Genomic DNA, 26425 nt, shown 5'->3' with positions numbered 1-26425 from the left:
CCGTCCCCATCCTGACCGAATAATGTCAGGATAAAATACACTATATCAACAGGTTATACCCATGCGTATCACCCATGCCACACGCAGCGCCCCGCTGTGCGCCATCGCCTGCGTTCTGTCCGCCGACCCCGCCTTCGCCGACGAAGCCGCTGATCAGAGCCGCATCATCGTCACCGCCAGCGCGCTTGCCCAGGAAGCCGCCGCCCGCGTCCAGCGCACCCCCGGCGGTGTCGATGTCGTGACTGCCGACGATTATGAAAACAAACTCGCCGTCTCCCTGCGCGACGCGCTGACCTTCTCCCCCGGCGTCTATACCCAGCCCCGTTTCGGGCAGGAGGTCCGCATCTCGATCCGCGGGTCCGGCCTGTCGCGTGGCTTCCATATGCGCGGCCTGACCCTGTTGCAGGATGGCATCCCGATCAACATGGCCGACGACAATGGCGATTTTCAGGAATTTGACCCGCAAGTCTTTCAGCATCTCGAAGTCTATCGCGGCGGCAATGCGCTGCGCTTTGGCGGATCGACGCTGGGCGGCGCGATCAATGCCGTGACCCCGACCGGACGCAGTGCGCCGGGCGTCGAACTGCGCGTCGATGGCGGCAGCTTCGACACCCTTCGCACCAAGGCCGCCTATGGCTATGCCGACGAAACCGGCGATGCTTTCGCCGCGATCACCAGCGACCGGTCGGATGGCGACCGCGACCATGGCAAGCGCAGATCCTATCGTTTCAACACCAATGTGGGCCTCAAGATCAGCGACCGCATCGAAACCCGCTTCTACGCCAGCGCCCAGACGATCCGCCAGAAACTGTCCGGCTCGCTCAGCGAAAAATCCGTCCTGACCGATCCGACCAGGGGCAATTTCATCGGCGATCAGGCGCGCGATATCGATTCGATCCGCCTGCAAAACCGCACCACGATCCAACTCGGCAGCGGCCAACTGGCGGTCGGCGTCCATTACAGCGCCAAGCAGCTCTTCCACCCCATCTTTCAGGTCATCGACCAGAAATCGGAAGATCGCGGCGCTTTCGCCAGCCTCGATCTGGCGGGCGATCTGGGCGGACTGCCGGTGGAGGTGACGCTGGGCAGTCAGGCGCGCTTCGGCAAGGGGACGGCGCGCCAGTTCGTCAATGTCGCGGGCCAATCCGGCGCACCCACTGCTTATGCCAGGGTGCGCGCGCAGACGATCAACAGCTATGGCGAAGTCCGCGTCGCCCCCACGCCCGTCCTGTGGCTGATCGCAGGAGGCCTCTACACCCATGGCGAACGGCGGATCGACAATCGCTTCGCCCCGCAACGCAGCGGCGACGCCAGCTTCGACGCCTTCTCGCCCAAGATCGGCCTGCTCTACCAACCCGACGACACGCTCCAATTCTACGCCAATTATAACCGATCGGTCGAACTGCCCGGCTATAGTGAACTGAGCCAAACGCCCGCAGGCGGCGCGCCCGGCTTCACCCCGGTCGGCGCGCAAAAGGCGTGGACCGCCGAAATCGGCACCCGTGGCCGCATCGGCATCGCATCCTGGGACGTCAGCCTCTACCGCGCCGATATCCGGGGCGAAATGCTGCAATATAGTGTGGTCCCCGGCGTCATTCCCGCTGCGACCTTCAACGCGGACAGAACCCGCCATCAGGGCGTCGAAGCCGGTCTGGACCTCAGCCTCACCCCCTGGGCATCGCTCCGCCAGGTCTATCAGTATAGCGATTTCCGCTTCCGCAATGACGCCATCTATGGCGACAATCGCCTGCCGGTGGTGCCGCGCCACTTCTATCGCGCGCAACTCAGGCTCGGCACTGACCGGCTCAGCATCTCCCCCTCGGTCGAATTGTTGCCGCAGGGTACGTGGGTCGATTATGTCAACAGCAAGCGGGTCGGCAACTATGCCCTGCTCAACCTGGGCGCACAGGCGCAGCTGCGCGATGGCATCACCCTGTTCCTCGATGCGCGCAACCTGACGCAGAAGCGCGCGGTCGGCGACATCAGCGCGCTGGTTCGCTACACGCCCGACGTCGCGGCAACGGCAGCAGACGAAGGCAGCGTTGCCTTCTACCCGCTCGAACGCCGCGCCATCTATGGCGGCGTGCGCGCGCGTTTCTGAACCGGGGGGCAGGACGATGAATGAAACAGGCTTCTACCGGGCGATGTGGCGCTGGCATTTCTATGCCGGTCTCATCGTCCTGCCGGTGCTGGCACTCATGGCGGTGACAGGCGCGCTCTATCTCTACAAGCCGGAGATAGAGGCGATGCTCTATCCGGTGCATATGTCGGGCGCGCCATCGGCCTCGTCTCTCCCGCCTTCACGTCTGATCGCGACGGTTGAAATGGCGGTGGGGGAAAGTGTGACCCAGATCGTCCGCCCTGCCAACCCGTCGGAAAGCTGGCGGGTGATGACGAAGGCGGACGCTGGCCCGTCCACGGTCCATTTCGTCGATCCCCGCAATGGCCGGATATTGGGTGAGATGCGCGGCGGCGGCGTCATGAAGGTCATCAAGGACCTGCACAGCCTCGCGCTCACCGGTCCGGTCGGCAACCGTCTGGTGGAGGTGGTCGCGGGCTGGGCGATCCTGCTCTGCATCACCGGCCTCTATCTGCGCTGGCCCCGGCGCGGCCAGCCCGCCCTGGCGATTCGCGGCCGGGCATCGGGTCGCCTCTTCTGGCGCGACCTGCACGGCACGCTGGGCTTCCTGTCCGCTGCTGTCATCCTGTTCCTGGCCGTCACCGGGATGCCATGGACGGACGTATGGGGTGGCGGGTTACGCGCGGTGGTCGCGGCCAATGACTGGGGCCGCCCGAAAATGGCGGTGACCCCCTGGAGCGCTCCGGCTAAGGACGCGCTGCCTTGGACGCTACGCGAAGGCGGCGCGACAGCGGGCAGGGCAGGCGACATCGGCGTCGGTGAAGCGCTCCGCATCGCCACTACGCGCGGCATGGGTGGCGTCCAGCTGATCCGCCCCGCCACCTCCGGCGCGCCCTATCTGGCCGCCTCCATCGTCACACAGGCGCAGGACGCCCGCGCCATCACCATCGACGCAGCGTCCGGCGCGGTGGTGCAGGACATGGACTGGCGCATGTTCGGTCCCGGCGCAAAAGCAGTCGAATGGGGCATCGCCACCCATCAGGGCCAGCAATATGGAGAGGCCAACCGGCTGCTGATGCTGGCGGGCTGTCTGTGCCTGCTGCTGCTCTGCCTGACCGCGCCGCTGCTGTGGTGGAAGCGACGGAAGGAAGGGCGGCTGACTGCACCGCCCGCCGCCACTCCGGCGGCGCGCCGGATGGTGGCAGGACTGATGTTGCTGATTGGCCTGCTGTTTCCGTTGACCGGCCTCAGCATGGTCGCCGCATTGCTGGGCGAATGGATCATCGGCCAGCGCCGGACGGCCTGACACAGCTTCCGTTTGCCGGGGAGAGGGACTACAGCCCGACCATGATCCGTCTCTCCGGCCTGCAACTCCCGCTCGACCACCCTGCCGAAGCGATCCCCGCCGCCATTTGTGCCCGGCTGGGCATCGCCGCGTCCGACCTTCTGTCCCACAGCCTCATCCGGCGCGGCAATGACGCACGCCGTCGCAGCGCGATCCAGCTAGTCTATACGTTCGACATTGCCGCCACGGATGAACCCGCCATCCTTACCCGCTTCGCCGGTGACAAGGATGTGCGCCCGACGCCCGACACCAGCTACACATTCGTCACCCATGCCCCTGAAGGCGGCCCGGCGCTGCGTCCCGTGGTCATTGGCGCAGGCCCCTGCGGCCTGTTCGCGGGCCTCATCCTTGCGCAAATGGGTTTCCGCCCGATCATCCTCGATCGCGGCAAGGTCGTCCGCGAACGCACCAAGGACACATGGGGGCTGTGGCGCCGCGCCGAGTTGAACCCCGACTCCAACGTCCAGTTTGGCGAGGGCGGGGCAGGCACCTTCTCCGACGGCAAACTCTATTGCCGCGTCAAGGACCCCCGCTTTCTGGGCCGCAAGGTGCTGGAGGAATTTGTCGCGGCGGGCGCGCCCGACGACATATTATGGGAAGCCCACCCCCATATCGGCACCTTCCGCCTCGTCACCATGGTCGAATCCATGCGCCGCCAGATCGAGGCGCTGGGCGGCGAATATCGCTGGCAAACCCGCGTTGATGACATTGCGCTGGAGCCAGCGGGCGACGGCACGCAAAAGCTGCGCGGCCTACATTTACAAGATGGCAGCTTCCTCGAAGCCGACCATGTCGTCCTCGCTGTCGGCCACAGCGCCCGCCCGACCTTCGAGATGCTGCACGCCCGCGGCGTCCATATCGAAGCCAAGCCTTTCTCGATCGGCGTGCGGATCGAACATCCGCAAAGCTGGGTCGATCGCGCCCGCTATGGCCAATGTGCGGGCCACCCGGATCTGGGTGCCGCCTCCTACAGCCTTGCCCATCACTGCGCCAATGGCCGCACCGTCTACAGCTTCTGCATGTGCCCCGGCGGCCGCGTCGTCGCCGCCACGTCGGAGGAAGGCCGCGTCGTCACCAACGGCATGAGCCAATATAGCCGCGCCGAATTCAACGCCAATTCAGGGCTGGTCGTCGGCATCGACCCGGCACGGGATTATCCCGACGGACCATTGGCGGGCATCGAGTTGCAACGCCGCTGGGAATCTGCCGCCTTTGTCGCGGGCGGCGCCTCCTATTTCGCGCCGGGCCAGACCGTGGGCGATTTCATGGCCGGTCGTCCCTCCACCGCGCTGGGAGAGGTCGTCCCCTCCTACAAGCCCGGCGTCACCCCGACCGACCTGTCGCTTTGCCTACCCGATTATGTGGTGGACGCCATCCGTGAGGCACTGCCCGCCTTCGGTCGCCAGATCAGCCATTATGACCACCCGGACGCGGTCATGACCGGCGTGGAAACCCGCACATCCTCCCCCATCCGCACCACCCGCGGCAAGGATTTTCAGAGCCTCAACGTCGCGGGTCTCTATCCGGCAGGCGAAGGCGCGGGCTATGCGGGCGGCATCCTGTCCGCTGCGATCGACGGGATCAAGGTGGCGGAGGCGGTGGCGCTGGGGATGATGCGATAGGCTGGCAAAGCCTGGTGCGCAGTATATGCTCTACCCCGACATCGCATAATGGGAGAGACAGGCATGACCAATGACGTTCGCGCAGCCCTTGATCGGTTCGAGAGTTTTACCGGCCGTTTCAGTCAGAGCGGGATCATCGACCCCATAAGTGGCTTCACCACCAGCGATGCGGCCCTGCTCATTGGCGAAATCGAATTGGCCGACGCCCAACGCCGCATGGAAGATCATTCCCCGCACGACGATGCGTGAGGCGGCTGCCGAATAATCGGCGCTGGAGATAACATCGGTATGGAAAATGGATGCCCGACAAGGACTCGAACCTTGATTGACGGAGTCAGAGTCCGCTCTCTTACCATTAGAGGATCGGGCATCAATCCTTAGCGCCATGCGCTTGGGAGGCCGCAGATAGGCGGGGGCAGGGGGCAGGTCAAGAGCATTTTAGCCCAAAAGATGCCGCAAAAAGAAAAGCCCGCCGGCGCGTCAAACGCATCCGGCGGGCATTTGCATCGCCCGGTCAGGGGCAACGCGCTTGGGAGCCGGTCCATGTACAGGAAACGGCCCCCGCGCTTTCAAAATGTCAGTCCATGTCCTGCGTGGTGAAATCTTCACCCTGCACGGCACCCAGCGGATCGTCGCCGATCGCGGCTTCCGGTCCCTGGCGCAGTTCGGCGGCATGTTCGGCCGCCGCGCTGGCGGGCGCGATCAGGTCGACCTGGCTCGACGCCCGCAGCGCGGCGCGCATCGCTGCGTCCCGCGAGGAGGCGGCGACGCGCAGGCGGTTCATCCCCGCGCCCGTGCCTGCCGGGATCAGACGGCCGACGATGACGTTTTCCTTCAGGCCAACCAGCGTGTCTTTCTTGCCCTGAACCGCCGCTTCCGTGAGGACGCGGGTGGTTTCCTGGAAAGACGCCGCCGAGATGAAGGAGCGCGTCTGGAGCGAGGCCTTGGTGATGCCCAGCAGCACCGGCTTGCCGGCAGCAGGCAGGAAGCCCGGCGCCAGCTTGGCGTTGATCTCGTCCATTTCCTCGCGATCGACCTGCTCGCCCACCAGCAAGGTGGTGTCGCCGGACTCGATGATCTCGACCTTCTGCAACATCTGACGAACGATCGTCTCGATATGCTTGTCGTTGATCTTCACGCCCTGCAAGCGATAGACTTCCTGGATTTCCGCGACCAGATATTCGGCCAGCGGCTCGATGCCGAGAACTTCCAGAATGTCGTGCGGATCGGGCGAACCGCCGATCAGATTGTCGCCACGCTTGACATAGTCGCCTTCCTGAACGTCGATCACCTTGCTCTTGGGGATCAGATATTCGACCGGCTCGCCGCCATCCTCAGGGTTGATGGCGATCTTGCGCTTCGCCTTATAGTCCTTGAGGAACTGGACGCGGCCGGAAACCTTGGCGATGATCGCGTTGTCCTTGGGCTTGCGCGCCTCGAACAGCTCGGCCACGCGCGGCAGACCGCCCGTAATGTCGCGGGTCTTGGCGGCTTCGCGGCTGACACGCGCCAGCACGTCACCGGCCTGCACCGTCTGGCCATCCTCGACCGAAAGCATCGCGCCCACGGCCAGCATGTAGCGGGCTGCTTCGCCCGAACCATCGTCCAGCAGGGTCAGGCGCGGACGCAGATCCTCCTTGGTGCGGCTGGAGCCACGATGCTCGGTGACGACCTTCTGGGAAATGCCCGTCGCTTCGTCGGTCTGCTCGGTCAGCGTCTTGCTGTCGATCAGGTCGACATATTTGACGATGCCCGGACGTTCGGTGATCACCGGCATGGTGAAGGGATCCCATTCGGCGATCCGGTCACCCTGCTTCACCGGCGCATTATTCTCGAAGAGAATGGTCGCACCATAAGGCAGGCGATGCACTGCGCGCTCGCGGCCCTCATTGTCGATGATCGCCAGTTCGCCGTTGCGGGCGAGCGACAGGCGGCGGCCACGGCTGTCCGTGATCGTCGGCATGTCACGCAGTTCCAGCGTCCCGTCGGCAATCGCTTCCAGGTTCGATGTTTCATTGAGCTGCGCCGCGCCGCCGATGTGGAAGGTCCGCATCGTCAGCTGGGTGCCAGGCTCACCGATCGACTGCGCCGCGATGACGCCGACCGCTTCACCGATATTGACCGGCGTACCACGGGCCAGGTCACGGCCGTAGCATTTGCCGCACACGCCCATCTTGCTTTCGCAGATCAGGGGTGAGCGGATCTTCACCGCCTGCGTGCCGATCGCCTCGATCTTGGCGATCATCGGCTCGTCGAGCAGCGTGCCGATCGGGATGATGACGGTGCCATCCTTGCTGTCGACAATGTCCTGCGCCGTGGTGCGGCCCAGGATGCGTTCGCCCAGCGAAGCGATGGTCGAACCGCCCTGGACGATCGCCTTCATCTCCAGCGCGCGGTCGGTGCCGCAATCTTCCTCGACGATGGTGCAATCTTGGCTGACGTCGACCAGACGGCGGGTCAGGTAACCCGAATTTGCCGTCTTGAGCGCGGTATCGGCCAGACCCTTGCGGGCGCCGTGGGTGGAGTTGAAATATTCAAGGACGGTCAGGCCTTCCTTGAAGTTGGAGATGATCGGCGTTTCGATGATCTCGCCCGAAGGCTTGGCCATCAGGCCGCGCATCCCAGCGAGCTGCTTCATCTGCGCCTGGCTACCACGCGCACCGGAGTGCGCCATCATGTAGATCGAGTTGATCTGCGCCAGGCGACCGGTCTGCGGGTCCTTGGGCTGGGCGCGGATCTCGTCCATCATCGCGTTGGCGACGCGATCGCCGCAACCCGACCAGGCGTCGATCACCTTATTGTACTTTTCCTGCTGGGTAATCAGGCCGTCCTGATATTGCTGTTCATAGTCGGCCACCAGCGCCTTGGTCTCGTCAACCAAAGTCACCTTGCTGTCGGGGATGACCATGTCGTCCTTGCCGAACGAAATGCCCGCCTGGAACGCGTGCTTGAAGCCCAGCGCCATGATGGCGTCGGCAAACAGCACCGTGTCCTTCTGGCCGGTGTGACGATAGACCTCGTCGATCACGTCGCCGACGTCCTTCTTGGTCAGCAGGCGGTTGACGACGTCGAACGGCACCTTGTGGTTCTGCGGCAGACATTCGCCCAGCAACATGCGGCCCGGCGTGGTTTCATAGCGCTTGAGGTAGCTGTTGCCCGCCTCATCGGTCTGCGGCACGCGGCTGATGATCTTGCTGTGCAGCGTCACCGACTTGGTGAACAGCGCCTGATGCACTTCCTGCATGTCGCTCAGCAACATGCCTTCGCCCGGCTCGCCTTCGCGTTCCATCGACAGATAATAGATGCCCAGCACCATGTCCTGCGACGGCACGATGATCGGCTTGCCGTTCGCAGGGCTCAGGATGTTGTTGGTCGACATCATCAGCACGCGCGCTTCCAGCTGGGCTTCCAGGCTCAGCGGAACGTGGACGGCCATCTGGTCACCGTCAAAGTCGGCGTTGAAGGCCGAGCAGACCAGCGGGTGCAGCTGGATCGCCTTGCCCTCGATCAGCACAGGCTCGAACGCCTGGATGCCCAGACGGTGAAGCGTCGGCGCGCGGTTCAGCATCACGGGATGCTCGCGGATCACCTCGTCCAGGATATCCCAGACTTCCTTGCGCTCCTTCTCGACCCACTTCTTGGCCTGCTTCAGGGTCATGGACAGACCCTTGGCATCCAGACGGGCGTAGATGAACGGCTTGAACAGTTCGAGCGCCATCTTCTTGGGCAGGCCGCACTGGTGCAGCTTCAGCTCAGGACCGGTCACGATGACCGAACGACCAGAATAATCGACGCGCTTGCCGAGCAGGTTCTGGCGGAAGCGGCCCTGCTTGCCCTTGAGCATGTCGGACAGCGACTTCAGCGGACGCTTGTTCGCGCCGGTAATGACGCGGCCACGACGACCATTGTCGAACAGGGCGTCGACCGCTTCCTGCAACATGCGCTTTTCGTTGCGGACGATGATGTCTGGCGCACGCAGTTCCATCAGCCGCTTCAAACGGTTGTTACGGTTGATGACGCGGCGATAGAGATCGTTGAGATCCGACGTCGCAAAGCGGCCACCGTCCAGCGGCACCAGCGGGCGCAGTTCTGGCGGGATCACGGGAACGACGTCCAGGATCATCCATTCGGGGCGGTTGCCCGAATCGATGAAGCTTTCGACGACCTTCAGACGCTTGATGATCTTCTTGGGCTTCAGCTCCGACTTGGTCGTCGCCAGCTCTTCCAGCAATACCTGCTTCTCGCCCTCAAGGTCGAGGTCCATCAGCATCTGCTTGACCGCTTCGGCGCCGATCCCGGCGGAGAAAGCGTCCTCGCCATATTCGTCCTGCGCGTCGAGCAGTTCGTCCTCGTTCAGAAGCTGATATTTCTCCAGCGGGGTCAGGCCCGGCTCGATAACGATATAGCTCTCGAAATAGAGGACGCGCTCCAGCTGCTTGAGCTGCATGTCGAGCAGCAGGCCGATGCGCGAAGGCAGCGATTTCAGGAACCAGATATGCGCAACTGGGGCTGCCAGTTCGATATGGCCCATGCGCTCGCGGCGCACCTTGCTCACCGTGACTTCGACACCGCACTTCTCGCAGACGATGCCCTTATATTTCATGCGCTTGTACTTGCCGCACAGGCATTCATAATCCTTGATCGGGCCAAAGATGCGCGCGCAGAACAGGCCGTCACGTTCCGGCTTGAACGTGCGATAGTTGATGGTTTCGGGCTTCTTGATCTCGCCGAAGGACCAGCTGCGGATGCGCTCTGGCGAGGCAAGGCCGATCTGGATCTGGTCGAAAGTCTCGGTCTTGGCGACCGGATTGGCGAAGTTGGTCAGTTCGTTCATTTTTCATTCCCTCATGAGGGCAAAATTCTGGTGCGGAAGGGGGCAGGGGCGTCGCTCGCAAGCGACGCCCGCAAAACCCTTATTCCGCCGCTGCCGCGAAGCCGCCTTCGTCCTCTGGGATCTCGTCGAGCGTGTTCAGCTCCACGTTCAGACCCAGCGAGCGCATTTCCTTGACGAGCACGTTGAAGCTTTCGGGGATGCCCGCTTCGAACGTATCGTCGCCCTTGACGATCGCTTCATAGACCTTGGTGCGGCCGACAACGTCATCGGACTTCACCGTCAGCATTTCCTGCAACGTATAGGCGGCGCCATAGGCCTGGAGCGCCCAGACCTCCATTTCCCCGAAGCGCTGGCCACCGAACTGCGCCTTACCACCCAGCGGCTGCTGGGTGACGAGCGAGTAGGGGCCGATCGAACGGGCATGGATCTTGTCGTCGACAAGGTGATGCAGCTTCAACATGTAGATGATGCCGACCGTGACCTTGCGGTCGAACTTGTCGCCGGTGCGGCCGTCGAACAGGTCGCTCTGACCCGACGTGTGCAACCCTGCCAGCTCCAGCATGGTCGACACGTCCGCTTCGCGCGCGCCGTCGAACACCGGCGTTGCCATCGGCACACCGCGTTCCAGATGCTCGGCCAGATCGATGATCTGTTCGGGCGTCCGCGCTTCGATCTCGGCGGCATATTGCGGGCCATAAGCGGTCAGCAGCCGGTCCTTGACCGCGTCGGGCATGTCGCCCGCCGACGGGTTCGGATTGGCCTCGCGCCATTCTTCCAGCGCGTGCTTGAGCTGCTGGCCAAGGCCACGGGCAGCCCAGCCCAGATGCGTTTCGAAGATCTGCCCGACATTCATGCGCGACGGCACGCCCAGCGGATTGAGCACGATGTCGACATGTGTGCCATCTTCCAGGAACGGCATGTCCTCGACCGGCAGGATGCGCGAAATCACACCCTTGTTCCCGTGACGACCGGCCATCTTGTCGCCCGGTTGCAGCTTGCGCTTCACCGCGACGAACACCTTGACCATCTTGAGCACGCCCGGCGGCAGCTCGTCGCCACGCTGCAGCTTGTCGACGCGATCCTCGAACTTGTCGACGATGATCTTCACCGCTTCGTCATATTGCGCCTTGACGGCTTCGATGCCCGCCTGACGGACATCGTCCGCCACCGCGAATTTCCACCATTCATGACGCTCGACTTCGCCCAGCAGAATCTCGTCGATCTCGACGCCCTTGCGCACGCCCTTGGGCGCGGCGGTGGCGGTCTGGCCGATCAGCATTTCCTGGAGGCGGTTGAAGGTCGCACGGTTCAGGATGGCGCGTTCGTCCTCGCGATCCTTGGCCAGGCGGTCGATTTCCTCCCGCTCGATCGCCATGGCGCGCTCGTCCTTGTCGATGCCGTGGCGGTTGAACACGCGCACTTCAACGACCGTCCCGGCAACGCCCGGCGGCAGACGCAGCGACGTGTCACGCACGTCGGACGCCTTTTCACCGAAGATCGCGCGGAGCAGCTTTTCTTCCGGGGTCATCGGTGATTCACCCTTGGGGGTGATCTTGCCGACCAGGATATCGCCCGGCTCGACTTCCGCGCCGATGTAAACGATGCCCGCCTCGTCGAGGTTGCGCAGCGCTTCTTCACCGACATTGGGGATGTCGCGGGTGATATCCTCTGGCCCCAGCTTGGTGTCGCGGGCCATGACCTCAAACTCCTCGATATGGATCGAGGTGAACACGTCATCCTTCACGATCCGCTCGGAGATCAGGATGGAGTCTTCATAGTTGTAGCCGTTCCAGGGCATGAACGCGACCAGCGTGTTGCGGCCCAGCGCCAGCTCACCGAACTCGGTCGAGGGACCATCGGCAATGACGTCGCCAGCCTCGATCAGGTCGCCGACCTTCACCAGCGGACGCTGGTTGATGCAGGTGTCCTGGTTGGAACGCTGGAACTTCTGGAGCGTGTAGATGTCCACGCCCGACTGGCCCGGCGCGATGTCGCCGGTGGCGCGGATGACGATACGGGTCGCATCGACCTGATCGACGATACCCGCGCGCTTGGACGCGACCGCCGCGCCGGAGTCACGGGCAACCGTGCCTTCCATGCCGGTGCCAACGAACGGCGCTTCGGCGCGGACCAGAGGCACCGCCTGACGCTGCATGTTCGATCCCATCAGCGCGCGGTTGGCGTCATCGTTTTCCAGGAACGGAATGAGCGACGCGGCAACCGACACCAGCTGCTTGGGGCTGACGTCCATCAGGGTGATATGGTCGCGCGGCGCCATCAGGAACTCGCCAGCTTCGCGGCTGGAGATGAGATCCTCGACGAAATGGCCCTCGGCATCGACTTCGGCGTTGGCCTGCGCGATCGTGTGCTTGGCCTCTTCCATGGCGGACAGGTACACGACCTCGTCCGTCACCTTATGGTCGATGACCTTGCGGTAGGGCGTTTCGATAAAGCCGTACTTGTTCACCCGGCTGAACGTGGCCAGCGAGTTGATCAGACCGATGTTCGGGCCTTCGGGCGTTTCGATCGGGCAGATACGGCCATAATGGGTCGGGTGAACGTCGCGGACTTCAAAGCCCGCACGCTCGCGCGTCAGACCACCCGGCCCAAGCGCCGACACGCGGCGCTTGTGGGTGACTTCCGACAGCGGATTGGTCTGATCCATGAACTGCGACAGCTGCGAGGAGCCGAAGAATTCACGCACCGCAGCCACGGCGGGCTTGGCGTTGATCAGGTCGTTGGGCATCACGGTCGATACATCGACGCTCGACATACGCTCCTTGACGGCGCGCTCCATGCGCAGCAGCCCGACGCGATACTGGTTTTCCAGCAGCTCGCCGACCGAACGGACGCGACGGTTGCCGAGGTTATCGATATCGTCGATTTCGCCCTTGCCGTCCTTCAGGTTCACCAGTTCCTTGACGACGGCCAGGATATCCTCGGTCCGCAGCGTGGTGACGGTGTCCTCTGCGTCCAGGTCGAGACGCATGTTCAGCTTCACGCGGCCAACCGCCGACAGGTCGTAGCGCTCAGGATCGAAGAAGAGGCCCGCGAACAGCGATTCGGCGGTTTCCTTCGTCGGCGGTTCGCCGGGGCGCATGACGCGATAGATATCGCTCAAGGCCTGGTCGCGCTCTTCGGCCTTGTCGGCCTTGAGCGTATTACGGATCCACGGACCGGTGCCGACATGGTCGATGTCGAGCAGTTCGAGACGGTCGATGCCCGCCTTGTCCAGCTTCTCCAGATTTTCGGGCGTCACTTCGTCACCGGCTTCGATGTAAATCTCGCCAGTGGTTTCGTTGATCAGGTCGTAGGCGCTGTAGCGGCCATAGACTTCCTCGGTCGGGATCAGCAGCGTGGTAAGGCCGTCCTTTTCCGCCTTGTTGGCGGCGCGGGGGCTGATCTTGTGACCGGCGGCGAACACGACTTCGCCCGAATTGCCATCGACAATGTCAAAGGCAGGCTTCAGGCCGCGCCAGGCTTCGGCCAGATAGGGAATCTGCCAGCCGCCTTCGCTGCGCACGAAGGTCACCTTATTGTAGAAGTGACCCAGGATTTCCTCGGCGGTCAGGCCCAGCGCATAGAGCAAAGCCGTGACCGGCAGCTTGCGCTTGCGGTCGATACGGACGTTGACGATGTCCTTGGCGTCGAACTCGAAGTCCAGCCACGAACCGCGATAGGGGATGACGCGCGCTGCGAACAGATATTTGCCCGACGAATGGGTCTTGCCCCGGTCATGGTCGAACAGGACGCCCGGCGAACGGTGCATCTGGCTGACGATGACGCGCTCGGTGCCGTTGACGATGAAGGTGCCGTTGCCCGTCATCAGGGGCATGTCGCCCATATAGACGTCCTGCTCCTTGATGTCCAAAACCGAACGGGTTTCGGTGTCCTGGTCCACCTCGAACACGATCAGGCGCAGGGTAACGCGCATCGGCGCTGCATAGGTGATGCCGCGCTGACGGCATTCCTCGGTGTCGTATTTCGGGTCTTCCAGCTCGTAATGGACGAAATCCATTTCGGCGGTGCCGGCGAAATCGCGGATCGGGAACACGCTGCGCAGCGTCTTTTCCAGGCCCGACACATAGCCGATCGACGGGTCCGACCGCAGGAACTGTTCATAGCTTTCGCGCTGAACCTCGATCAGGTTCGGCATCTGCACCACTTCGTGGATGTCGCCGAACACCTTTCTGATGCGCTTCTTCGCGCCGGTGTTGCTGATGGAGGGAGCCTTGGTCGCCATGCGTTGTCCTTGCCTTCGTTCGTCGCGTATTTTTCGCATCGCAGCGAAAATTCAGCCTGAACGCGAATGGGAAGGGGTGATTCGCACCCCTGCATCCACGCAAAAAAGTGCGGGTCGGGACTGTCCGAACCGCACTGTCAGCGTCTTGTAACCCGCCAAATTCGCCCCATACTGCCAGTGATCGTGCGCAATGCGACCCTGTACCCCGGACGATTCGGGAGACGGTTCCTGCCATGCCGTAAAGCTGCCTGAACCGGATTTCGAAGGGCGCATATAGGACAGGCTCCACCCTTTGTGAAGGGGGTAAGCGCCGCCGCTGCGCCAGAGTCATGGCCCCGTTTTTGCCCGCACCTTCCCTTTTGCTGCAACAGCTGCTATATGGAATTTGCTTACGTCGCCTTTTGACGGATATCGGACTGCCTCAAGGCTTCTCCTCTTGTCCCCCATCGCGCCTCATAAAGCCGGGATGTGCGAATAGTCGCGCATCCCTCTCATATCATGCGCAATGCAGGACAGATTAGAACGAATGCTGAAATATAAGGAACCCGATTTTCAGGAACGCAGGGCGCTCGCCACCCAGGCGCGTGACAAGGCGCTTGCCAAGCTGCGGGCCAAGCCCCCGGTTGATCCGGTGCTGGCGGCCGAACGCGCCGCCGCTGCAGAGGCGAAGGCCGCTGCCGAACAGGAAAAGCGTCGGCTGGCCAAGCTCGCCCGCGAAGAAGAACGCGCCGCCAAGGTGGAACGCGCGCGTCTGGAGGCGGAAGCTGCCGCTGCTGCGATCAAGCCGGAACTGACCGACGAAGAACGCAAGGCTGCGCGCGACGCGCGCTACCTGGCCCGCAAGAGCCGCAAAGGCGGGCGCTGACAGCGCCCCAGGTCGCGCCCGATGGCGCGCGGCTGACATACTTATGGTCGCATGGCCGGCATGGTGCCGCCATGGACCCAAATCACTTGTTACGCGGCATTGGCCGCGAGGAATAATTTTGCATAACCATTCACCCAGAAGCCCACGTCCCACGCTCTCGCTGTTCGACAGGAAGCGCCCTTATCATCCCGGCCTGACGCCGGGCGGCACCCTGTCCGCTAACCAGCTCAAGCAGATCGTTGCGGATATGGTGGGCTAAATATCGATCATGTCGGGGGAGCGCCGGTTGGCGCTCCCCTTTTTTCTGTCATTTACAAGGAGGCATTATGAGCCGCGCAGCAATCCGACCCTTCCTGATCAGCAAAGATGAAGAAGGCCATTTCCGCCTGACCGTGCGGGAAACCCGCTATAATTCGCAGGGCTATCCGCTGACCTCGTCACTGCTCCAGGACGAGAAATTCAAGACCGCGACCGCCGTCCGCGCCTTCGCGCGCGACATGTTCAAGGCCGAAGCCGGCCAGTTCGCGACGAAATAATCATTGGTTTTCAGGGCTGGCCGGCGTCGCTTGTCGACGTTTCCGGCATTGGCGCAATCTTTACCGTTTCAAAACGGTCCATGCGCCGCACCCCGGCCAGTCCGGTTGGCGCTGGCGGCACCGGCATGGCGACCGGCACCCGCCGACGCATACAGTCGCCTTTGTCGGTGCGCGGGATCTTGTCGCAGTTCCACAAGGCCCGCTGCAATCCATTCTGCGTATCGTGAATGTAGGAAAACCGCATTGCGGCCAGATTGGCCAGCGTCAACGGCAATTCCTTCGGCGCGTCATGTGCCGTCCACCCCATGATCCGGCATTGTGATCGCCCCGCGCAGAAGGTGCGGGCGCTTTCGGGCCAGCTGTCGGGTCTGCTGCCGCGTGGTAATTCGACCAAAAAACTGCGGATGTCAGCCAAAGCGATCAGCCTGACGCCGCCCACGCTCTTGCCGATCTGGTCAAGACCGATCGCCTGCCGCGCCTGCGCGGCGATCGCGTCGGCGCTGTCGGCCATCGGCGTGATGGCGCTGGGCAGCGGCAGGCCCGCAATGCCGTGCGCAGGAGACAGGCGCGCAATCCGCTCGATCAGCGGTTCGCCACCGCTGGTGCCATAAGCGCGAAAGGCAGGCGCCGTCCCCCACCAGCCGCGCCAGCGGAAGAAGAGATGCGTGCCGACGCGTGCCAGCTTGTCCAGGCTGCCGCTCCAATAGGGAACGACCCAGTCGGTATGATAATGGGTAGCATAGCCCACCGGCGCGAACACGTCGCCCGCCAGCGCGCCGCGCGCAATGGCCCGCGCCCGATCCCAGACAGCGGGGGAGGGCGTGCGGGCCAGTGCGCCGTCGCAACTGAAGGTGAACTGGCAACCAGTGGCCCGTTCCTGCCCCTGAAAGACGACGCCGCACACTGTTTTGGGGAAGGCGGGATGGCGTACGCGATTGAGCACGACCTGCGCGACAGCCCGCTGCCCGACGGCATCATCACCCGCTTCATAGATTTGCGCGGCGGCCAGGCAATCCACGGCGCGGGCCAGGTCGGTGGCAGACCCTTCAAACCGGAATGGTCGCGCCGCCGGGTTGGACAGTCGGGAAAAGGGGATGGTGGCATTGAGCGCCCGCGCGCGATCGGCAGGCAGCGCATAGACGGCAACCGGTTCGACGGTCGGGGGCGGGGTAGACGGCCTGATCGCGCGGGATGAGGCCGCATGGGCAAAACGCGCCGCCGTCCCCTCGCGCGGCGCACGCGGTTCCCATCCCGCCACAGCGGCCGGCAGGCCGACGAACAGCGCCAGCCAGACGAGCCACACCCAGGGATGCGGCTCGTTGGAAACGGATCCATTCGTCATAATGTGATGATCATTCCGGCAGGAAATCGGGCACGGACAGATAGCGTTCGCCCGTATCATAGTTGAAGCCCAGCACCCGGCTGCCCGCAGGCAGTTCCTTCAGCTTCTGCGCAATCGCCGCCAGCGTCGCGCCCGAAGAAATGCCCACAAGGATACCCTCCTCGCTGGCCGACCGCCGCGCATAGTCCTTCGCATCGGCCGGATCGACCTGGATCACCCCGTCGAGCAACTGGGTATGCAGGTTGGCCGGAATGAATCCCGCGCCAATCCCCTGGATCGGGTGCGGGCCGGGCTGGCCGCCGCTGATGACATGTGACAGGGTCGGTTCGACCGCATAGACCTTGATCCCCGGCCAGGCCTTTTTCAGCACCTCCGCCGTGCCGGTAATATGCCCGCCAGTGCCGACGCCGGTAATCAGCACGTCGATCGGCGCGTCGGCAAAGTCGGCCAATATCTCCTGCGCGGTGGTGCGGGCATGGATCGCGATATTGGCGGGATTCTCGAACTGCTGCGGCATCCAGCTATTGGGGGTCTGCGCCACCAGCTCCAGCGCGCGCTCGATCGCGCCCTTCATCCCCTTTTCGCGCGGGGTCAGGTCGAAACTGGCGCCATAGGCCAGCATCAGCCGCCGCCGCTCGATCGACATGCTTTCGGGCATGACCAGCACCAGCTTATAACCCTTGACCGCCGCGACCATGGCCAGTCCCACGCCGGTATTGCCCGAAGTCGGCTCGATGATAGTGCCGCCCGGTTGCAGATCGCCCGAAGCCTCCGCCGCCTCGATCATGGCCAGCGCGATCCGGTCCTTGATCGACCCGCCCGGATTGGAGCGTTCCGACTTGATCCAGACTTCTGTGCCCTCAGGCGCATCGCCAAACAGCCGGTTCACCCGGACATGGGGGGTATTGCCGATGGTTTCGAGTATCGTGGCAGCTTTCATGGGGCTTTCTCCTGGCTGAGGTCCGCCGCCCTTATGTCGGGTGGGTCGAAGGTGCGTGCAAGGCGCAATTCGGGAAAGAGCCGCGCCCAGAACAGGGTGATGACGATAGCACCGATGCCGCCGCCAATGACAGCGGCAACCGGCCCGACCAGCGCGGCAAGGAAGCCACTTTCCGCCTCGCCCAGCTCGTTGGAGGCCGAAATCGTCAGCTGCGACAGGCTCGACACCCGCCCGCGCATGGCGTCGGGGGTATGGAGCTGGACCAGCGACTGGCGCACGAACACTGAAATCATGTCCGCCGCGCCCAGCACGACCAGCGCGCCGATGCCAAATTCCATCGCGATGCTGCGCGGCAGGAAGGCGGTGCAACCGAACGCTATGGTGGCCATGCCGAACAGGATGACTGCCCCCAGCATCTTGACGCCGACGTCATTCTTCAATGGCCGAAACGAGAACCACAACGCCACCAGCCCCGCGCCAATTCCCGGCGCCGCGGCCAGATGCCCCAGTCCCGCCGATCCCACATGCAATATGTCGCGGGCATAAACCGGCAACAGCGCGGTCGCCCCCGCCAGCAGCACCGCGAACAGGTCCAGCGTGATCGTCGCCAGCACCAGCCGGTTGGTTCGCACATAGGTCAGCCCGTCGATCATCTGGCGGATCGGGTGGCGGGTGATGTCGCGTTCGGGCTGCGGCACGGGGCCGATCAGCATCATCGCGCCCAGCGCCACGGCATAGAGGATCGCCGCCAGCGCATAGGCGCCCCAGGGCGTCGCCGCATAGGCGTATCCGCCCAGCGCTGGTCCTACGATCGACCCGGCCTGCCACACTACGCCCGATATGGCGATGGCATTGGGCAGCACCTCGCGCGGCACCAGATTGGGGGCCAGCGCGCCATAGGCCGGGCCATTGAAAGCACGGGCTATGCCGACGATGACCGCAATGCCAAAGATCAGCGGCAGGCCAACCCAGCCCTCAAAGGTCGCAAAAGCCAGCACTGCCGCCGCAGCGGTCAGCAATGTCAGCGTCAGCCGGGTGATGATCCGCCGGTCATAATGATCCGCGACCCATCCGGTCAGCGGCGTCAGGAAAAACAGCGGCAAAAATTGCGCCAGACCGATCAGCCCCAGCTGCGCCGACGCGCCCGCCGTCGTCATCGTTTCCCGCGCGATATTATAGGCTTGCCAGCCCAGCACGATCATCATGCTGTACTGCGCCAGCACCGCCGTCATCCGCCCGATCAGATAGGCCCGAAAATCGCTGAAATGCAGAGGATGGCGATGCGGGGAGGGGGCTGTCATGCCAAAGGCTTTAGCCGCTGTCCCCGCAAACAGGCAACCATGGCGCCAGGCAAAGGACGCAGCTTTTCTTGGCGGTGCGATGCCATGGCTTTACCTGAACAAGCTGCCCAAAATCCCCCGCACCAGCTTCCCCGCAATCCCGCCGCCCGACGATTTGCGGCTTGATCCGCCGAACACCGCGCGGCCCAGTTCGTTGGCGACCTGCCGTCCGACCGAGGAACCGGCGGCGCGGGTGGCGGACTGGATCGCCTTGTCAATCGCCGATGGCTTGGCGGCCTCGCGCGCAGCGGCAGCGTCCGCGCGCGCCTGTTCCTTGATCTGCTGTTCGCGTTGCTTGGCTTCGGCCTTGGCCTGCACGGCGGCGGTCCGCTCGGCCTCATCCTGCGCCTTCTTCGCCTCCGCGGCCGCCGCTGCGGCATTGCCGCGCGCAGCTAATATCTCCTCCGCCGATTCCCGGTCGATCGCCTCGTCATATTTGCCTGTCACTGGCGAAATCGACTGGATGATCGCCCGCTCTTTGGGCGAGACCGGCCCCAGTCTTGATCGCGGCGGCGCGATCAGCGTGCGCTGGACGATGCCGGGCGATCCATCCTCCTGCAACAGCGACACCAGCGCCTCGCCGACCTTCAATTGCGTGATCGCCGTCTCGACATCCAGGTCGGGATTGATGCGGAACGTCTCCGCCGCCGCCTTGATCGCGCGCTGGTCGCGCGGGGTGAAGGCGCGCAGCGCGTGCTGTACCCGGTTGCCCAATTGCCCGGCGACTTCCTCTGGTATGTCTATCGGGTTCTGGGTCACGAAATAGACGCCCACCCCCTTCGACCGGATCAGCCGCACCACCTGCTCGATCTTGTCGGTCAGCGCCTTGGGCGCCTCGTCGAACAGCAGATGCGCCTCGTCAAAGAAGAAGATCAGCACCGGCTTGTCGGGATCGCCCACTTCGGGCAGCGTCTCGAACAGTTCGGACAAGAGCCACAGCAGGAAGGTCGCATAGAGCTTGGGACTCTGCATCAACTTATCGGCGGCCAGCACATTGATATAGCCGCGCCCCTGATCGTCCACTTTCAGAAAATCATGAATGTCGAGCGCCGGTTCGCCAAAGAAATGGTCGCCGCCCTGCGAATCAAGTTGCAGCAACTGCCGCTGGATCGCGCCGACGCTCGCCTTGGTGACATTGCCGTAGCGGGCAGACAGCGTATCGGCATTCTCCGCGCAATAGGCCAACATCGACTGCAAATCGCCAAGGTCGAGCAGCAGCAACCCCTCCTCATCGGCATATTTGAAGGCGATGGTCAGCACGCCTTCCTGCGTTTCGTTGAGGCCCATCAACCGCGCCAGCAGCAGCGGTCCCATCTCGCTGACGGTGGTGCGAATGGGGTGACCCTGCTCCCCGTACAGATCCCAGAAGATCGCCGGATTATCGGCATAGCTATAGTCGGAAAGGCCAATCTCCGCTGCCCGCGCAACCAGCTTGTCGGCATTTTTGAAAGTCGGGGAGCCTGCCATGGCAATGCCGGACAGGTCGCCCTTCACGTCGGACAGGAACACCGGCACGCCCAGCGCGGAAAAACTCTCGGCAATGCCCTGCAACGTCACGGTCTTGCCCGTGCCGGTCGCCCCAGCGATCAGCCCGTGGCGATTGGCCCGGCGCAGGTTGAGCAACTGGCGGACCCCGCCATCCTTGTCCGGCGCGCCCAGACCAATGAAAATGCCGTCGCTCATCCGCCCAATCCCCTGACAAAAAACACCCGTTCGCCCTGAGCCTGTCGAAGGGCCGTTCTTCTTGAGAAGAAAGACAAGGCTTCGACAAGCTCAGCCCGAACGGGTCTGATATGGCTGCATCCACCCTACAGAGCGGAAGCACGTTCCGGCAAGCGCGGCGCTTATTTATCGCGCAAACGCACCGGCAGGAAAATCGGCTGCTGGCCGCGACGCAGCACCTGGAGCAGGATGGCGTTGCGGTTCTGTGCCGCCACCGCCTTGACCTGCGCGTCCAGCTCCGCCTGGCTGGTGACCGGGCGGTTGTTGGCGCTGATGATGACATCGCCACGCCGCAGCCCCTTGGCCCCGGCATCGGTCGAACCGTCAACGGCAGTGATCACCACGCCGCGCGTATCGGCGGCCACGCCCAGCTGGCGGATGATGCTCGGCGTCAGCGGGATCGCCGAAATGCCCAGCGATTGCTGCGCTGCCTGACCCGGATTCTGGTCCTGCTGGCTGAAATCCTCATCCTGTTGCGGGGCGAAGTTGTTCAGTTCATCTTCGGTTGGACGCTCACCGACGATCGCGGTCACCGTCTGGCGCTGACCGCTACGGATCAGGACGATCGGCACCTTGCTGCCGATCGGCTGGCTGGCGACGATCGAGGACAGATTCTGGTCCGGGTTCACTTCCTGACCATTGACCGCGACGATCACGTCGCCAGCCTTGATCCCGGCCTTGTCCGCACCCTTGCCCGGCTCGACGCCCTGGACGAATTCGCCGCGATTCTTGGCCAGACCCAGCGAGTCGGCCAGATCCTCGCCCAGCGGGCTGATCTGCACGCCCAGATAGCCGCGCTTGACGCTCTGCCCCTGACGCAGGGTCGCGACGATCGGCGCAGCCTGTTCGGACGGAATGGCAAAGCCGATGCCGACATTGCCGCCCGACGGCGACAAAATCTGGCTGTTGATGCCGATCACATTGCCGCGCATGTCGAACATCGGGCCACCGCTGTTGCCCTGATTGATCGACGCATCGGTCTGGATAAACTTGTCATAAGTGCCGCCAGTGCCGCGATGCAGGGCGGAGATGATGCCCGCCGTCACCGTGCCGGACAGGGCGAAGGGATTGCCGATAGCGACGACCCAGTCGCCCACGCGCGCCTTGCTGCTGTCGCCGAACTTCACGAAGGGCAGGGGCTTTTTCGCGTCGATCTTCAGCACCGCCAGATCGGTCGCGGGATCGCGGCCCACCAGCTTGGCGCTATATTCTTCCTTGTTGGTCAGCGTCACCGTGATCGAATCGACGCTGGCGCCTTCCGCGCCTGCCGACACGACATGGTTGTTGGTGACGATATAGCCATCAGCCGAAATCAGGAAGCCTGATCCCAGCGACTGGGCCTGCCGCGTCTGAGGCCGTCCGCCCGGCGCCTGGCCCTGGCCGAATAGGTCGCCAAAGGGGGTGCCGGCAAAGGGGTTTTGTGGAACCGCCACCCGCTGCTTGGTGGAAATGTTGACGACCGCGGGTTGCAGCTTTTCGACCATGTCGGCCAGGCTTGCGGGCGCGCCCGCCGGGGCGGCGGCCTGCAATCCTTCATTCTGCGCAGTCTGCGCGCCGACGATGGGGGATGTGATGGCTATGGCGGTGCCGCCCAGCAACAGGGCGCCGGTAATGGCATAAGCGTAACGCACTCGTGACGGTCCTCTCATGATCTTCAGGAAATGGAAGGCGGGACTCTCGATGGAGAGCCGGACATGCGCCGCCTTGCCTTAACCCTCATTGAATGATGCTGGTTCCGAAATGATCCGGCATGATTAGTTTCGCGCGACATTATCAATCCTCCCCTGCAAGGGGAGGGGGACCGTCGGCGTAGCCGATGGTGGAGGGGTGTCACCCTCTCGATAGCTTGACACCCCTCCGTATGGCCTGCGGCCATCCACCTCCCCTTAAAGGGGAGGATGATTTCGGGCAGATCAGCCCCTGTCACTTACGTCCCTGAAATTGTTGCAGAAACTCGTTGTTCGGCGACAGGATGATGTTGGTCTGCCCGGTGCGATCGGGCGAGAAGGTATAGCGATAGCTCTGCATCGCCCGATAGAAATCATAGAAGGACGGGTCTTTCCCGAAACTTTCGGCATAGATGCGCGCGGCGTTGGCGTCCGCTTCGGCGCGGATGATCTGCGCCTGCTTGGCCCCCTGCGCGCGGATCGTCAGCGCTTCCTGCTCACGCGCCGTCCGCATCCGGGTGAAGGCGCTTTCCAGCGGCGTGCCATCGGGCAGGTCGGCGCGCTTGATCCGCACATCGACAATCTCCGCCCCATATTGGCGCGCGACCCGGTCCAGCCCGGCCTCGATATTCTGCATCACCTGGCCCCGTTCGGGGCTGAGCAGCGCGGCAAAGGGCCGCTTGCCCAGTTCGTTGCGCAGCGCCGACCCCAGGATCGGGCGCAGCGCGTCCGACACCCGTTCCTCATTGCCCGCGGCAATATACATGCGCAGCGGGTCGACGATGCGATAACGGGCGAAGGCATCGACCTGCAAACGCAGCTGGTCGGTGGACAGCACCTGCTGCCGCTCCATCTCGACCGACAGCACCCGCTTGTCGATCCACACGATCTGGTCGATAAACGGCCAGCGCAGGATGATGCCGGCACCGGTATTGCCGAACGTCTCATTCTGGCGATAGCGGTTGATGATCGCCTTGGGATCGCCAAAGCGCACGATCACGCCCTGCCGGGTTTCCGGCACGATCGTCACCGTGCTGCCGACCACGATCAGCAGGAACAGGGCGATCAGCGCAAGCGCTATGGGCTGGCGAAATAGGACTGGCATCACTGGCCTCCCGTAACGGTCGTCGCGCCGGGGGCAGGCGTCGCCTCCGCGCGGCGTTTGATTTCGGGCAGCGGCAGATAGGGCGTTACATTGCCGCCTTCCACAATCGTCTTGTCGACGTTCGACAACACGCCCTCCATGGTTTCATAATACATGCGGCGGCGGGTCACGTCGGGCGACAGGCGATATTGCTCATAGACCTTGTCGAACGACGCAGCCTCGCCCTGCGCCTTGGCCGTCACCTGCTGGGCCGCAGCGCGCGCTTCGTTCAGATAGGTTTGCGCGGTCTGCTGCGCCGCCGACACGGCCTTGAACGCATCATTGACCGCGCTTGGCGGATCGGCCTGCTTGATCGCGACACCCTGAATACGGATGCCCGAACGGTAGCCGTCGAGTATCTCTTGCATCCGCTGCTCGACCTGCTGTTCGATTGCGGTGCGGCCCGCGCCGAGCGCATCGTCCAGGCTGACGCTTGCCAGCACGGACCGCATCGCGCTTTCGGCGACTTCACGCACGGCGGCGTCCGGGTCCGACAACTGGAACAGATACAGCTCCGGGTTGCGGATATTCCAGCGCACCGAATAAGCGAGGTCGATGATATTCTGGTCGCCGGTCAGCACCAGATTTTCGCTTTCCGCATTAGTCGATCCGACGTCGATGGTGCGGATTTCTTCCACGTCCACCGTCGACACCGTCTCGAACGGGGCGGGCATGGTCAGGCTGATACCCGGCGACAGCGTGCGGCTATATTTACCAAGGAAGGTCACAACGCCGCGTTCCTGCGGGCCGACCCGATGGAAACTGGTCAGCACCAGCCACAATACCACCAGCAGCGCGACCGCCGCAGGCCACAACGCCTTGCCATTGGCGCGCGGGGGCAGGCCGCCAAAGCCGCCACCGCCGCCGCCCTGGCCAAAGCTTTCGCGCCCCCGCCGCAGCAGTTCGTCGATCGCCGACGGACCTTTCTGGCCGGTGGGCCGGCTGGGCTGGGTCCATGGGTTGCGCGGGCCGCCATCGCCGCCCGGACCTTTCCCGTCATTGCCATCCGGCCCGTCGCTTTTTCCGCCCCAAGGCCCTTGAGCCATGCTCATGATGCCGGGCATCCACCCGAAAATTCTTTTCATCGCTCTTCTATAGGAAGGCTTATCCACGAAAAACAGTGCCAATGGCTGCGATTATTTCCTACAGGGCGTCGCCATGACCGATATCGCCGATTTTACCGCCCGCCTGACCGCTCTGACCAATGGCCGCGCCAGCGCGCCGCGCGTCAAGGACGGCATCATGACCCTCGCGCTCGACGTGGGCGGGCTTGGTCCCGACCAGCGTGACGCGATCCTCGCCGCGATCCGCGACGGCGGGATGACCGTGCCGGGCGTCACCGATGTCCGCATCGCCCAGACGGCTGAACGCCGCCCGCTGCGCATCATCGCGGTCGCGTCGGGCAAGGGCGGGGTGGGCAAATCCACCCTCTCGGCCAATCTGGCAGTCGCGCTCCACCGCCTTGGCCACAAGGTCGGCCTGGTCGACGCCGACATTTACGGTCCCTCGCAAGCCCGGCTGATGGGCAGCGAGGACCAGAAGCCCCAGGCGCGCGAAAAGAAACTGATCCCCGTCACCGGCGTGGCCGGCATCCCGATGCTGTCGATGGCGCATCTGGTCGAACCGGGCAAAGCGCTGGCGTGGCGCGGGCCTATGGTTGGCAATGCCCTGTCGCAACTGATCGACGCCGACTGGGGCGAAACCGAATTGCTGGTCGTGGACATGCCGCCCGGCACCGGCGACATTCAGCTGACCATGGTGCAGAAGCATAAGCCGGCGGGCGCGGTGATCGTCTCCACCCCGCAGGATCTGGCCTTGATCGACGCGACCCGCGCGGTCAGCCTCTTTACGCAGGTCGGCGTGCCGATGATTGGGCTGGTTGAAAATATGGCGGGCTATGCCTGCCCCCATTGCGGCGAAATCTCCGATCCGTTCGGGACTGGCGGGGCGGAAACCGCAGCGGGCGAGATGGCGATGCCGTTCCTCGGCCGCGTCCCGCTCGCCATCGACATCCGCCGCCAGTCAGACGCTGGCGATCCTCCCGCTGCTGGCGAAGGCATCCATGCCGATGCCTTCCGCGCCATCGCGCAAAAGGTCGCCGACTGGCTCGGTCGCACGGTTTGACTGTCCTACAGGCGGACGGCGCTGTATAATCTGACTGACATTGCGATAGGATCAGCGCCACGTAACATTATGTCGCATTTGCCGGGAAATATGCGAAGTTAAGCGATAATTCCCCTATCGCCGGGAACGCCGCTGCCGCCTGCTTCGTCCTAGCCGCAAAGGAGAAAACCCATGCCGCTGACCGCCCCGCAGGACATTGCCTCCCTGCTCAACGAAACCCGCACCATCGCTTTGGTCGGCATATCCGACCGGCCCGACCGCGCCAGCAATCATGTCATGCAAGTCCTTCAGGCCCATGGCTATCGCGTCCTGCCGGTCAACCCGCAGATAGCGGGCGAGCATGTCCATGGCGAATTTGTCTGGGGCCGCCTGTCCGACATCGGTGTCCCCATCGACATGGTCGACATCTTCCGCAACAGCGCGGCTGCTGGCGAAGTCGTGGACGAAGCCATCGCCGCCGGGGCCAAAGCGGTCTGGATGCAGCTCGGCGTCATCAACGAAACCGCCGCCGCCCGCGCGGAAGCCGCAGGCCTCAAGGTCGTGATGGACCATTGCCCGGCGATCGAAATCCCCCGTCTCGGCATCGCGCCGATCGCCGCGGAATAACGCTTTCCAGCCCGC

Annotated in this window: 17 protein-coding genes and 1 tRNA gene; 8 read left to right on the top strand and 10 right to left on the bottom strand. The window is 63.6% G+C overall.

The window, feature by feature from the left end; genetic code table 11:
• The first annotated feature begins 61 nt into the window (after positions 1 to 61).
• From D0Z70_RS09475 to D0Z70_RS09460, 4 genes are all read left to right on the top strand, one after another.
• On the top strand, positions 62 to 2101 hold the full coding sequence (locus tag D0Z70_RS09475; RefSeq protein WP_119745670.1) for a TonB-dependent receptor family protein: 2040 nt from the start codon (positions 62 to 64) through the stop codon (positions 2099 to 2101).
• Between the two features lie 16 nt (positions 2102 to 2117).
• A complete protein-coding gene (locus D0Z70_RS09470; protein ID WP_239018867.1) occupies positions 2118 to 3386 on the top strand; it encodes a PepSY-associated TM helix domain-containing protein in 1269 nt (422 codons plus the stop codon).
• Positions 3387 to 3427: 41 nt separating this feature from the next.
• Complete coding sequence (locus tag D0Z70_RS09465; protein ID WP_119745739.1) at positions 3428 to 5047, top strand: NAD(P)/FAD-dependent oxidoreductase; 1620 nt, start codon at positions 3428 to 3430, stop codon at positions 5045 to 5047.
• Between the two features lie 63 nt (positions 5048 to 5110).
• Positions 5111 to 5296: a hypothetical protein gene (locus D0Z70_RS09460; RefSeq protein WP_119745668.1), complete on the top strand. Its 186-nt coding sequence runs from the start codon at positions 5111 to 5113 to the stop codon at positions 5294 to 5296.
• Between the two features lie 47 nt (positions 5297 to 5343).
• Here the strand turns inward: D0Z70_RS09460 and D0Z70_RS09455 are convergent.
• The 3 genes from D0Z70_RS09455 to rpoB all read right to left on the bottom strand — a co-directional run bounded on the left by D0Z70_RS09455 (position 5344) and on the right by rpoB (position 14124).
• A tRNA-Gln gene (locus D0Z70_RS09455) sits at positions 5344 to 5417 on the bottom strand.
• A 207-nt stretch (positions 5418 to 5624) separates the two neighbouring features.
• The gene (rpoC, locus tag D0Z70_RS09450) at positions 5625 to 9881 is read right to left on the bottom strand and encodes a DNA-directed RNA polymerase subunit beta' (protein ID WP_119745667.1); all 4257 of its coding nucleotides are present in this window, start codon (positions 9879 to 9881) and stop codon (positions 5625 to 5627) included.
• Between the two features lie 79 nt (positions 9882 to 9960).
• A complete protein-coding gene (rpoB, locus tag D0Z70_RS09445) occupies positions 9961 to 14124 on the bottom strand; it encodes a DNA-directed RNA polymerase subunit beta (protein ID WP_119745666.1) in 4164 nt (1387 codons plus the stop codon).
• A gap of 526 nt (positions 14125 to 14650) precedes the next feature.
• Between rpoB and D0Z70_RS09440 the strand changes: the two genes are divergently transcribed.
• Both D0Z70_RS09440 and D0Z70_RS09435 read left to right on the top strand, forming a co-directional pair.
• Positions 14651 to 14989 (top strand): DUF6481 family protein, encoded by a 339-nt coding sequence (locus D0Z70_RS09440; RefSeq protein WP_182913911.1) that lies wholly within the window; start codon positions 14651 to 14653, stop codon positions 14987 to 14989.
• 326 nt (positions 14990 to 15315) lie between these two features.
• Positions 15316 to 15525: a hypothetical protein gene (locus D0Z70_RS09435; RefSeq protein ID WP_006950609.1), complete on the top strand. Its 210-nt coding sequence runs from the start codon at positions 15316 to 15318 to the stop codon at positions 15523 to 15525.
• A 10-nt stretch (positions 15526 to 15535) separates the two neighbouring features.
• Here D0Z70_RS09435 and D0Z70_RS09430 read toward each other — a convergent pair whose 3' ends face one another.
• The 7 genes from D0Z70_RS09430 to hflK form a co-directional block, all read right to left on the bottom strand.
• Entirely contained in the window at positions 15536 to 16867 is a 1332-nt protein-coding gene (locus tag D0Z70_RS09430; protein ID WP_182913910.1) for a cell wall hydrolase, read from the bottom strand.
• 10 nt (positions 16868 to 16877) lie between these two features.
• A complete protein-coding gene (gene cysK / locus D0Z70_RS09425) occupies positions 16878 to 17807 on the bottom strand; it encodes a cysteine synthase A (protein ID WP_119745662.1) in 930 nt (309 codons plus the stop codon).
• Complete coding sequence (locus D0Z70_RS09420) at positions 17804 to 19108, bottom strand: MFS transporter (protein WP_119745660.1); 1305 nt, start codon at positions 19106 to 19108, stop codon at positions 17804 to 17806. Before D0Z70_RS09420 ends, cysK begins: the two co-directional genes overlap by 4 nt.
• A gap of 90 nt (positions 19109 to 19198) precedes the next feature.
• Positions 19199 to 20830 (bottom strand): helicase HerA-like domain-containing protein, encoded by a 1632-nt coding sequence (locus tag D0Z70_RS09415; RefSeq protein WP_119745658.1) that lies wholly within the window; start codon positions 20828 to 20830, stop codon positions 19199 to 19201.
• Positions 20831 to 20991: 161 nt separating this feature from the next.
• Positions 20992 to 22500, bottom strand: coding sequence for a Do family serine endopeptidase (locus D0Z70_RS09410; protein ID WP_119745656.1), 1509 nt, complete (start codon positions 22498 to 22500; stop codon positions 20992 to 20994).
• Between the two features lie 292 nt (positions 22501 to 22792).
• Complete coding sequence (gene hflC / locus D0Z70_RS09405) at positions 22793 to 23641, bottom strand: protease modulator HflC (RefSeq protein ID WP_119745654.1); 849 nt, start codon at positions 23639 to 23641, stop codon at positions 22793 to 22795.
• Positions 23641 to 24765 carry an FtsH protease activity modulator HflK gene (gene hflK, locus D0Z70_RS09400; protein ID WP_182913909.1) on the bottom strand — a complete coding sequence of 375 codons (1125 nt, stop codon included), beginning with the start codon at positions 24763 to 24765 and terminating at the stop codon, positions 23641 to 23643. The genes hflC and hflK overlap by 1 nt, the downstream gene beginning before the upstream one ends.
• Before the next feature lie 73 nt (positions 24766 to 24838).
• Between hflK and D0Z70_RS09395 the strand changes: the two genes are divergently transcribed.
• Together D0Z70_RS09395 and D0Z70_RS09390 are read left to right on the top strand one after the other, a co-directional pair.
• Positions 24839 to 25804 (top strand): Mrp/NBP35 family ATP-binding protein, encoded by a 966-nt coding sequence (locus D0Z70_RS09395; protein WP_119745650.1) that lies wholly within the window; start codon positions 24839 to 24841, stop codon positions 25802 to 25804.
• Between the two features lie 171 nt (positions 25805 to 25975).
• A complete protein-coding gene (locus D0Z70_RS09390; protein ID WP_119745648.1) occupies positions 25976 to 26410 on the top strand; it encodes a CoA-binding protein in 435 nt (144 codons plus the stop codon).
• Positions 26411 to 26425 lie beyond the last annotated feature (15 nt).

This window comes from Sphingobium terrigena, from assembly GCF_003591655.1.
In the GTDB taxonomy this organism is placed as follows: domain Bacteria; phylum Pseudomonadota; class Alphaproteobacteria; order Sphingomonadales; family Sphingomonadaceae; genus Sphingobium; species Sphingobium terrigena.
This window is presented reverse-complemented; position numbering and strand designations above follow the sequence as displayed.